General features: G+C 60.8%; 9 protein-coding genes. 4 read left to right on the top strand and 5 right to left on the bottom strand.

Features of this window, described 5'->3' with window-relative positions; genetic code table 11:
• Nucleotides 1-275, bottom strand: a 275-nt coding sequence (locus YUU_RS0144840; RefSeq protein ID WP_027527988.1) for a DUF736 domain-containing protein, incomplete at its 3' end; no start/stop codon positions are given.
• A gap of 1,298 nt (nucleotides 276-1,573) precedes the next feature.
• Between YUU_RS0144840 and YUU_RS0144830 the strand changes: the two genes are divergently transcribed.
• Nucleotides 1,574-3,847, top strand: coding sequence for a hypothetical protein (locus tag YUU_RS0144830; RefSeq protein WP_027527987.1), 2,274 nt, complete (start codon nucleotides 1,574-1,576; stop codon nucleotides 3,845-3,847).
• Nucleotides 3,848-4,613: 766 nt separating this feature from the next.
• Here YUU_RS0144830 and YUU_RS0144820 read toward each other — a convergent pair.
• Both YUU_RS0144820 and YUU_RS0144815 read right to left on the bottom strand, forming a co-directional pair.
• Nucleotides 4,614-5,369 carry a PDR/VanB family oxidoreductase gene (locus YUU_RS0144820; protein ID WP_245288320.1) on the bottom strand — a complete coding sequence of 252 codons (756 nt, stop codon included), beginning with the start codon at nucleotides 5,367-5,369 and terminating at the stop codon, nucleotides 4,614-4,616.
• 262 nt (nucleotides 5,370-5,631) lie between these two features.
• Complete coding sequence (locus YUU_RS0144815) at nucleotides 5,632-6,705, bottom strand: aromatic ring-hydroxylating dioxygenase subunit alpha (protein ID WP_027527985.1); 1,074 nt, start codon at nucleotides 6,703-6,705, stop codon at nucleotides 5,632-5,634.
• Between the two features lie 168 nt (nucleotides 6,706-6,873).
• Here YUU_RS0144815 and YUU_RS54360 point away from each other — a divergent pair, with 168 nt between their 5' ends.
• Both YUU_RS54360 and YUU_RS0144805 read left to right on the top strand, forming a co-directional pair.
• Nucleotides 6,874-7,839, top strand: a complete 966-nt coding sequence (locus YUU_RS54360; RefSeq protein WP_156944923.1) for a LysR family transcriptional regulator — start codon at nucleotides 6,874-6,876, stop codon at nucleotides 7,837-7,839.
• A 514-nt stretch (nucleotides 7,840-8,353) separates the two neighbouring features.
• Nucleotides 8,354-8,866: an Mpo1-like protein gene (locus YUU_RS0144805; RefSeq protein WP_027527984.1), complete on the top strand. Its 513-nt coding sequence runs from the start codon at nucleotides 8,354-8,356 to the stop codon at nucleotides 8,864-8,866.
• Nucleotides 8,867-9,252: 386 nt separating this feature from the next.
• Here YUU_RS0144805 and YUU_RS0144800 read toward each other — a convergent pair whose 3' ends face one another.
• Nucleotides 9,253-10,071: a calcium-binding protein gene (locus YUU_RS0144800; RefSeq protein ID WP_027527983.1), complete on the bottom strand. Its 819-nt coding sequence runs from the start codon at nucleotides 10,069-10,071 to the stop codon at nucleotides 9,253-9,255.
• Nucleotides 10,072-10,266: 195 nt separating this feature from the next.
• Here YUU_RS0144800 and YUU_RS59835 point away from each other — a divergent pair, with 195 nt between their 5' ends.
• On the top strand, nucleotides 10,267-10,497 hold the full coding sequence (locus YUU_RS59835; protein WP_156944922.1) for a hypothetical protein: 231 nt from the start codon (nucleotides 10,267-10,269) through the stop codon (nucleotides 10,495-10,497).
• Nucleotides 10,498-10,762: 265 nt separating this feature from the next.
• Here the strand turns inward: YUU_RS59835 and YUU_RS57935 are convergent.
• Nucleotides 10,763-10,898 (bottom strand): DUF736 family protein (locus tag YUU_RS57935; protein ID WP_156944921.1); only part of this gene is annotated, 136 nt, incomplete at its 5' end.

Here is a 10,898-nt window from a genome sequence, read left to right as displayed (position 1 = left end):
TCGCCGTCTTCATCGTCGAACAGGTTGGCGTAGATCGGCGCGTTGAACGAGGGGTCATCGAGCTTGAGCGAGAGGTAGTCGCGGCCTTCCTCGGAGCGCTTGGACCATGCCGCCCCGATTTCTGCCCGGCCCACATAGACGCGGTGGCTGGGAGCGTTCTCGTTTGAGCGGTTGGCCTCGGCGACGATGCGGACGCCCCTCGCCTGCAGGCTCAGCGTGACGATCTCGCCCTGGAAATCGGAGCCGACCTTCTTGAAAGAACCGATGGTAGCCATGTGACTTCTCCTTGGTTTGTTTCGAGCCCCGCGACCACCGCGGCCTCGATGGCGATCTGACGGCCGAAGACGATCGGCGACGCACCCGCGTCTTCCCGCGGGCCGGAGCGTTAAGCGGAGGATGCCGGCGGGGAGACTTTCTTGCCTCGCGAGGAATGGGCGTAGCCCAGGGGAAGAAAGTCTCACCCGGCGGCGTTGCGTCTCGGACGATCGAGGCGCAGCCGGTCTTCGGCCAGATCAAGCCAACGAGGCGAGGTGCGTCCGAGCGCTGAACACAGACTTAAGCGGGAACAGACGTGGCAGACCTCGCTTTGCAACACAAGAAGGCGGCAGGTTTCGGCGCAGAGAAAGAAAGCGCGTGCGGGAAAAGGCGACACGACATTGCCGTTGGCAGCGGTTGCGATCTACCGTCGACCGCTCAGGGAGGACCGAGTGGAGTCGTCGGTCTGATCTATCGCTGCGAAGTAGCGGGAATCAGCCATTGAGCGACGATCTCTGTCTTGAAGAGAGAGCCATCAAGGCGGTACGGCGGTTACGCGAAGCTCTTGCCGCTGTCGCAAATTCGGAAAACTGCGCAAGCGGCCGCACATCGAGCGCTCATCAGCTTGCTGCCAGATTTCGACCAAGCCATCCTCGAGGATCGACCTCCATCAATCGGGCCGAATCTATTTGATGTGGGTGCAAGAGCAGTCACCCAATTGGACGAGGCGCGGCAGATCTTCAACGATGCGGCTGAAGGGGGCTCGCCAGGCCCCGACTGCTCGAAGGTGCAGTTGGCATATATTCCAGATACCTGCGAACGCACATCGCGCACGGTCCCGATTTAGATGAGGGCTGACCGACCACAGCTTAACTGGATGACCTATTTGCCGCTGTAATCATTGCCTCAACCTATCACGAACCGGTTCGCATCCGGGCAGCGGCTGTGAAAGGGCGGCGCTGAACCGCCAGGTCTTCGATCGAACATCCTCCTGAACGGGGACGCCGCGCGGCCAACTGGAGCGCGATGGCACCACAGGCACTCCGCCGTACGCACGTCCAGTACCTGCCGGGGGCTACACCAGGCCCTCTTCGTTCAGCGCCGGCAGTGTTGCGCCGCGAGCTGATGGCCTGCTTGCGATCAGGACGCGGTGTCTGCCGGGCAGAAGACTCAAGACCACGGGATCTTCCATGGAATTGGAGCCCACGATGATTCGGATTTTTTTGTGCATCCGCGAGAATGCTTTTCGTCAGCTAATGGTCAGCCAGGCGGTCTATCTCGATAGGCTTCGCATTATCGCCTGGGATCGGAGGTGGATATGACGGGCATTGGCCGGCTGCGGCCTTTCAAGTCGCAGGTTGAGGCTGCTAGAGCGGACAGCACGTCGGGTTCGAGCAGTTCGCGCTCGGAATCAGATCTTGCCGCTGGGGAAGGTAGCCAATCGTTCGATTCCGTCGTGGAGCGGATGCGCTCTGGGCCTCAAGACAGGACGGCGTCGGTCCTCAGCCAGCCGCGAACTTCGGGTACGGAGGTCCCCATTTCCGCGACAGGCGACGAGATCGAGGCAGCAAAGCGACAAATGGACGGCCTGCTTGAGGAACTTGACACTTGCCGTAATGCGGCCACGCTAGTGTTGCGGAACTCGTCGGAGGCGCAAGAGCGGATCGACCAGCTCGTCAAGGCAGGCGCAAAAGTTCTGGACTACCGCGCGAGCCTGCCCCCGCATGTGGCGCGTAGGGTTCTGTCCGATGATCGGGCTCGCCGACTCCGCGACGAGGTGCTCCATGCGGCGGACCAATGCAACACACTGGCCACCCAGACTATCTACACCTTGGAGCAGAGCAGGAAGAGTGCGGCCACCGTGCTCGACCGGATGCGCCAATCCAACGCTCCCTCCAACCAGCTGAGCCGAGCGGTTTTTAGTGTGGCGGACCGCTATGCGGCCTGCATGAAGTGGTGGGGAAAGAAGGCATTGCGCTCGGAACGGATGCAGTCCGTCTGCGCCGCCACTGCCAACTTACCAGGTACAACGGCCGAGATGCGGCAGGCCGAAGAGGCGGCACTGCGGCTGCACACCGGCTGGGCACTCAATACGAAGTGCATGCATCTGCAATCGCGGATCGCTCTCGCGCAGGTCTTGATTGAGCCGCAGGCGAGCACGTTCGAACCAGCCTTGAGGGAAATCCTTATGGGTGAGAACGGGCGGGTGCGTCTGCTGGGAACCTTCATCGAGGATGTTTTTCCTGCATTCGTCTCGACGGCCGATGCCGTTCTAAACAGCAAAGGACGCGTACTCGATGCAGAGCACTGTGCCGTTCTGGAAGGAGTCATGGAGCGGCTTTCGGAGTTTGCGTCGGCGTTGCATGACATCGGTGCCAAGCTAAGCGATGTCGGAACAGGTGCCGATCTCCCACTGGAACTCTTGGGTAAGATCGTGGAAGGCGCGTGGGTCACTGCGGACGAGGCGATGCGCTTCCTGGCACTGCAGCCGAAGACCGCAGCCATCATTGCACCGCCGGCCGACGCTCGGGCTGCGATACCGACCAACACGACCGGCGATGCTGCAGTGGCGGAGGGCACGACGGCGCGCAGGAAGGGGAAAGGCAAGCGCACGCCGGCCGCTGGCGCCGGGAGTTCGGCGGCCGGGCGGACGCAGCCGCAGGTCGCTACGTCCGAGACGGCGCCGGCAGCCAAGGTTCTCGTGCTCTCGGATCTAGGAACGAAGAAGCTCGTGAGCGCAGAGGAGGCGCATGCGAGGACATCATCGTCGGCGACGCACTTGGCAATTTGGCAGGCCCCGCCCTCGATGGAGGCACTGACGCCACTCCTCAAGCGTTTGGACGAACTTTTGCAATTCGATCTGGCTGGTCAGCAAAGGACCGCCTCGCAAGTGCGCCAGATGAAACCCGAGGACGCCGACCACGTCGTGGACACCGTGGTCAAGCGCCTGCAGACCCAGGCCACGGAGATGCAAGCCTGTGTGGCCGCGTTGGAGGAGCCTCGCCGGCGCGGTCTACTCACGCCTGTGCAGTTGCGCGAAGTGCACGACAAAATAGTCCGGCTCAAAGTGATGGGGTCCGAGACGCAGGGGCTGGCCAAGGCTTTGAACGAGCGAAAGGCCACGACGAGGATTGACTGCATGAAGACCTACGCCTTTCCGTCGCAGAAGTACCTTGAACACTTGCGGGCGGCCGAGGAATTGGCGCCTGCGGATGTACCGCGCGCGTTAAAGGGTGAGCCAGGGGCGCTGTTTGAGTTCAAGCTGCAACCCAGGGCGCTGCGCAATGGTGCAATTCCGAATCCGATGTGGGTGCACATCCATACGAAGCGGCCGGTGCACGCGCGGCAGTTGGCGACGCTTGATGACGCCGACTTCGCCGCTTGCCACGTCAAGTCCAATGAGCAGCGCGGCTACAACCGGCAGTGGCAGAACGCCCAGGCAGCGACGGGTCATGAGAGCGTCGTGGTCCACCGCGGCAAGCTCACGCCTGCGTTCTGTAAGTCCTTGTTGACCACGGCGCTTAGCGACCACCCAGGCTATCCGTTTGCTGAGGCGGAGCACTGGTCGACGCAGGCCGCTCGACATTTGTAGTTGGGGCGTCTCACGGTAGAGCGCCTCGTGATGACACCATCAGTAAGACCTCGGGCTCCGGAGCCAGGAAGCCGCGATCAGGTCGCTGTCCTTCAGCAGCCGGTAGACCGAAAGCTTCCGAGACGAAGTCCTGTCGCTCGCCGCCGAACGCACGGCCAGCTCTCGCGGTGATAGCTCCGAAAAGCAGTTCCAAAGCCCATGTTGCCGAAGCCAAGCGGCTGATGACGGCCGGGAATTGGGCCGATCACGGCTCCTCGCACTTGCTGCACTGGCGCCGACAGCTCAGGCTTTGGAAGGCTGCAACTTTGCAGAGTGGCTCGGACTCACACACCACTGCTGCGCACCACGGGTGGAAAGCAGAAAGCTCGGCGAGACGCCTCGCATGGATGAGCGGACCCTGCGCAGACTGCTGACCATCGCAGCGAGCGGGGCGGTTGCGTTGGGCAATGGGCAAAGGCTCGCCAAATGTGTGGCTCATGCGCATGCTGAATCGCAGACCGCCCATTCTCGTGATCGTTGCCCTCGCCAACAAGATGTCCACGTAAGGGAATCGATGGACAGAGGCGGAATCTATTGAGTTCTAAAGCGCGATAAGATTAGGATGAATCATCATCGCGCTTTAGGTTATTGGTTGAGCGCATGATCTTTTCGGAAAGCCGCTTCACACTTTTCCGAATCATGCTCCAGCTACCCCGGATAGTTCTGCCGCCACGCCTTGAAGTGTGAGAAGGTCAAACAGAGCATGGCGGTCTTGCGGCGCCGCGTCCTAGACCACGCTGGCGTCAGAGCCATGACGCCGGATCTGCGTTCGATCGGGCGTATCGACGGTCAAGCTACCGCTGGCCGCGCGCGAGACACAGGTGCAGAGCTTGCTGTTTATCGCCCGCTCTTCACTGCTGAAGAAGACGTCACGATGATCGACTTGGACCGACGGCTCCAAGATCGGCAGGACGCAGAGGCCGCATTCTCCGCGCCGGCAACCGAAGATCATCTCGACGCCAGCATCTTCAAGCGCCTCCAGCATCGAGCGATTGGCAGGGACGTCGATTTCTAGACCCAACCTGGGAATCCTGATCTTAAACGGCGCATCCGCAATGTTGCCGGCATTGCCAAACGTCTCATAGCGGAGGTGCGGCGCGGGCCTGCCCGCTTCGCGCCACAAGCGCTTTGCCGCCTCCAACATCCCGAACGGGCCACACACATAGAGCTCGCCGCGCGGGTCCAGCTTGGCCATCTCGCCGGCGATATCGATGCGCTGTCCCTCTTCACTGACAAAGATCTGGAGCCGTTCGCCGATGTAGCGGGCAAGTTCTTCCGCGAACGCCAGGTCGAGACGGCTGCGCGCTGCATAAAGCAGGCGAAACTTCGCGCCCGCTTGCTTCAGCGCCAGCGCCATTGTGTAGATCGGCGTAATGCCGATGCCGCCGGCCAGCAGCAAATATTCGGGCCGGCCATAGCTCAACTCAAAGCTGTTCCTCGGCTCGGAGATCGTGAGCCGTTCGCCCGTCTTGAGGTGCCACATGCCGACAGACCCGCCCCGGCTGGAAGCGAGCCGCTTGACGGCGATGCGATAGAGCCCGTCCCCGCAAGGCCCCACCAGCGAATAGCTACGAAGCTGCGGACGCCCGTCAATCGGCACGACGACGTCGATGTGACTGCCAGGTGTTATCCTGATCAACGGCCGATCCGGCTCGATCTCGAAAAGACGGACGTCGGGCGTGAGATCGCGCGTGGCGCGAAGACGTGCACTCATCCGTTCCATCGGCTTGGCCATGACTTTTCGCTTATTCAGCTGCAACGTCTTCGATCACGCCGTCCTGTTCGCCGGCCATCATCCGGTCGATCAGCCGCCGTGCCCAGAGCGCGCCCGCATCGATGTTGAGATCGTAAAACGGCGAGCGCGGGTTCTTGTCGATAGCCGCCTGCTGCGCCTCCAAGATCCTGTGATCCTGATCGTAGACGCCTGCCTCGCCATTGACGTGGGCGAGCTGGAGCTCTCTCGTCAGTTCCACATCATCCTTCCGATAATTTCGGACAAAATTCCAGAAATAGTGGCAGGTCGTCTCGGTTTCGGGCGTGATCGCCGCCAAGAACGCGCCGCTGACGCCGTGCGAGCGATCGCCTTGCGGCGCGCCCGTATTTGTCAGGGCAACGCCGACGTCGCCGACCACGACCGACGGTGCCTGAAACGTCACGATCTGCCAGCGATCGACGCGGCCCGGCCGTCCGAGCTGACGCCCCCAGAACGGGGGCGGCTCGATGTCGATCATCCAGCGCGTCATCGTCGCCGTGTTGTCCGTGTGGGTCACCTCGAAGGGCGCAGCCGTGATCGCCTCGTCGCCGATGCTGCCGGCGTGCACATAGGTCTCGTGCGTGAGGTCCATGAGGTTGTCGACCACCAGGCGATAGTCGCATTTCAACTGATAGAACGTGCCCCCCTCGCCAACCCATTGTGTGCCACCGTTCCAGTGAAAATCCGGAATTTTGTCAGCGTCCGCAAGCGCTGGATCGCCGGGCCAGAGCCAGACGAGGCGATGTCGCTCAGCGACCGGATAGGCACGCACGCAGGCTGACGGATTGATCGTCTTCTGTGCAGGCATGTAGGAACAGCGGCCGGCCGAATTGAAGACCAGCCCGTGATAGCCGCACATGACGTCATCGCCCTTGAGATGTCCGAGCGACAACGGCAGCAGCCGGTGCCAGCAGGCATCCTCCAGCGCTGTGATGGCGCCATCCGTGCGGCGGTAGAGCACGACGTTCTTGCCGCAGATGGTGCGGGCGGAAAGCTCGCGGGCGATCTCGTGACACCAAGCAGCCGCGTACCAGGCATTGAGCGGAAAGGCTTTGGGTGCGTTCATCGGGCAGCTATCTCCATGGTTCGGTCGATGGTCGCGGGCTTGCCGTCTTAACTCCCACTTTCGAGCAGATTGCGTTGGCAATGGTGGTCGGACAATCGGACAGAGTTGATATTCCTTATCTACTCTTTCGATATCGCATCGTTTTTTCGCCGGGAGAGTCTTGAGGAGATGGCAAAGGATTGGGATCCATTCGCGATTGATTTTGCCGCGATCCGTACCTTGCGCCTGGTGTCGGAACTGGGTTCGTTTTCGAAGGCAGCCGAAGCACTTGGCACCAATCAATCGACGATCAGCTACACCATGGATCGGCTACGCGCGGCGTTCCGCGACAAGCTGTTCGTGCGCCAGCGCGGCGGCATCGCACCAACGCCCCGCTGCGTCGAAATCGTCGAATGTGCCAGCCGCCTGCTCGAAGGTTTTGAGGGCTTGATGCAGCCGACGGATTTCGATCCCGCAAGCGCGTCCGGGCGGGTGACCATCGCCTGCAACTATTACGAACGCTCGATCATTCTGCCGCGCACCATCGCCGAGATCAGGCGCCGGGCGCCGCGCCTGGTGCTGGAGATCAAGACCGCGCGCGCCAAAGGTATTGCGTATCTCAAACGCGGCGAAGCCGATCTTCTCCTCGGCCCCTACGACGTGCATGAGGATAGCCTCTATCATCGCCATCTGCTGGATGACCACTATATGTGCGTGATGCACCGCAGCCATCTGCTCGCCGGCAGGAGGCTGCGTGTCGACGACTATGTCAAGGCGAGCCACGCCGTCGTCACTTATGGCGGCACCTGGCGATCAGGTTATCTCAGAGGATTGGATGAACGCGGCCTCTCGCTCAACCAGGTGGTCACGGTGCCGAGCATTTCCGATCTCACCCACATTCTCCCCGGCACGGATCTGATTTCGACGGTGCCAAGCCGCATCGCTTCGAACATCGCCAAATCCGTCGTGGCCACGTCGTGTCCTTTCCCCGAGCTGTTTCAGATCGGGATGACCTGGACGTCCCGGACGCACCATTCCGCCGCCCACCGGTGGCTGAGGCAACTCATGGCTCGAATTGCCGGCGCTCTGCCATACAAGGCCGCTCTCGCCGCACCGTCCGGGCGCAACCGCGGCAGCGCCGATGCGAGAACTTGAATTGCCTGCCCGCCGGCACGTCGGTCTCTCCGCTGCTTTCGAATTTTCGTTCCCCCCTCCTCTATTCTCACGAAGCCGCCGACGTGCCGACGGCCCTTGCACGGCGAACAGTTCCCGGCAGCTCGATCGGCCTCGTGAGTTCCAATGGGACGAGTTCTGGTCGTTACGCCCGCGTGGATCGAAACGAGAAAAACCGACGTTCCCGGTGCCTTGCTGCCCGCTTCAAAGAGCGCTGCTTCCGTGCGGATCGAAGGGGCGCACCACACTTACTCCTCGGTCTTGCCCGGCCACCACGAAACGCACGTTTGGCTTTCGCCGACTTCGTCATCAAACACGTTCAAACAATCGAGAGAGCAGGTTATACGAGTCTACCAAGTATGAGGTTTTTGGGAGATTTGACGTGAGGCTTTGCTGCGCTTAAGCAGGAGATGTTTTTGACAGTGGGCCAGCATATGCGCTTGGCAAACGATGAATTGCGCCGTGGCCGCGGACACAACGAGCAAGGCGAGCGCGGATGAACTCCTCTTTCCGTCGGCTGCTCGCCGATTACGTGGAGTATCATCGCGATCCCCACAATTGCGCGATGCACGTGTTCGGCATCCTGCTCTTGTTACTGGCTGCCAGTCTTCCGCTCAGTCTTTGGGTCATCACACTATTCGAGATCCAGATCAGCGTGGCGAGCATCGCGCTCACGCCTGTGCTGATCTTTTGGCTCGTGCTCGATTTCGAGCTTGGCGCCGCGATCCTTGCCGCTGTGATCGCATTGCTTGCAGCCGCCGCCGTGATCCTCAACCATGTGACGACCGTCGGGATGTGGTCGCTTGCTGCCACCATAAGTGGGCTCGGTGTTGCATTGCTGATCATTGGGCACTTGGTGTTCGAGCGCCGGCGGCCGGCAATGGTCGACAATCCGACCCATCTGTTGGTCGGACCCATGTTTGTCATGGCGAAGTTGGTTGTCGCGCTCGGCTTTCGGCGCGATCTCGGCATCATCGTCGGGAAGCGTCGCCCGGCCTCTTCCCGTTGAACCATGCTTTCTTGCCACCGTCGCTTCGCAAGGGCCCGTTTGATGGGCTACGGCTTTGTGGCTGCAGGTCGATGAAGGTACGGATATAGACCTCTAGCCGCCCGACCGCGAAGTGTGAGCACCTCGTTGGATTTCCTTTCTGGTGCGTTCAGCCAGCCCGGGCTCGATGATTGATCCATGACGCAGACGTCCGCGTAGATTCGGTATGATGCTGTAGCTGTTGAGCGAGCTACGCTCCGATCTTAGGTATCTGGTGCTTTCGAGACAGATCGTGGCGCGCAACATTGAAATTGGAAATCATCTTCGTCGAGGTGCGGCCGCATCCTTGTTGCGCCAGAGGGTTGATGGCACAAAGCGTCCCGCCGAGATGGCGGGACGTGGCTCTATCAGACGAAGGTAAAGTCTGACGCGGTCAGGTGCAGGTGGGCCAGATCGGCCACACCTTGAAAACTGCCCAGATGGGCGAATTCGTCCACGTGGTTCGCGGACGTGACAAAGGCCAAATTCGCGGTTTGGGTCTGGTAGTCGTGGTAGACGATGATGTCGCCGGCGTTCTCGCCGGAGATCGCACTCGCCGCCTGAGTACCGGAGGCGAAAGACCGATCAGTGATCACCACCACGTGTTCGCCATTGGCACCGGAGGCCGGGCCGCTGTAAAAGGTGTCAACCGGATAGCCCGGCTGTTCACTGGCGTGGTTGACGAAGTTCGCCCTGGAACCGTCGTTATAGAGACCCACGGCATCAAAGGCGAGAGTGTCCTGCGCCGGATCGAAATCCCAGATGCTGGTATTGTCCGGATCCGGCCCGTATTTCGGGTCGAGCCCGGGGATCGGGTTGTGGAACTGGAAGACAAAGGTGTCGTGGCCGGAGCCACCGCTCAGAAAATCCCTGCCGTCACCGGCAAAGAGCACATCATCGCCGGGGCCGCCGTAGAGCTTGTCATTGTCTACACCGATGATGCGCGGTTGGTCGCGGTTATTGCCGCCGTAGTCGCCGCCGTAGAGATAGTCGTTGCCCTCTTCGCCGAAGACCTGGTCATTACCGGCAGCACCGAAGACGCGGTCATTGCCCTCGCCGGCCGAGATGGAGTCGTTGCCAGGCCCCCCGTCGATCCAGTCATTGCCGCGGGGATCCATCATCAGATCGTCGCCGCTGCTGCCGAAGAGGCTATTGTCACCCGAGCTACCCCAGATAAACCTTTCCATCGCAAATGCTCCTTAGGATTCACCCCTACATCGCTGCCCGATGCCTTCGTATTCCTCGTTAGGACGGCGAAAGAAATCGATTGTTTTGATGGATATCATTTACATTGCGAATGCATTCATAGGCGCCTCACGGGCTTAGACTTACACGTGTTCTCCGTCATCGAGGGTCCGTCACCATTCATAAATGAGAGTCGAATGCGCGTGATTGCAACTGCTGCAACCACAGGCGTACGCGAGGGCGAAGCCTGCCCCATCATGCTGATGGTGACGTTCTGGCAAGTTTCCACATTGATGCGTCAATCGAATTCTCGCGCGATAAAGCTCGCAGAATTTGTGAGCCGAGAGCTGATGTCGTCTCCTTGGGTCTCCAAGAACCGGAAACCAAGTCCAGAGAGCGGAGCGGGCGACCTGATGCCTAACGCCTGAATGGCGGGACATCTCAGTCGCCGTTAGATTGTTCCGGTTCTTGAGAGACGAAACGTGCCTTTGGCCTCGTTGATCGTTTTCGGCCGCCCTTTGGTGGTCCGCTTGCCCCGTTCGCCTTCGGGCACAAGACGTAGTACCGGCCAGCCGATGCTCGCCGATGGCAACCTTATTCTTGGCCAAAAGCCCTCCTCGCACGTGACTTGGGTGCGCCTACCCAAAAGAGCGCCCCGCCCGATTAGATCGGGCGGGGCGGGTGATGCGAGGCTTACTCGCCGGTCTTGCGCGGCCGCGACCAGAGGAGCGTACAGCCTTCGCCGTCTTCATCGTCGAACAGGTTGGCGTAGATCGGCGCGTTGAACGAGGGGTCATCGAGCTTGAGCGAGAGGTAGTCGCGGCCTTCC

The sequence above is a fragment of the Bradyrhizobium sp. Ec3.3 genome (assembly GCF_000472925.1).
In the GTDB taxonomy this organism is placed as follows: Bacteria; Pseudomonadota; Alphaproteobacteria; order Rhizobiales; family Xanthobacteraceae; genus Bradyrhizobium.
The sequence above is the reverse complement of the archived record's forward strand: the minus strand, read 5'-3'. Positions and strand labels throughout refer to the sequence as shown.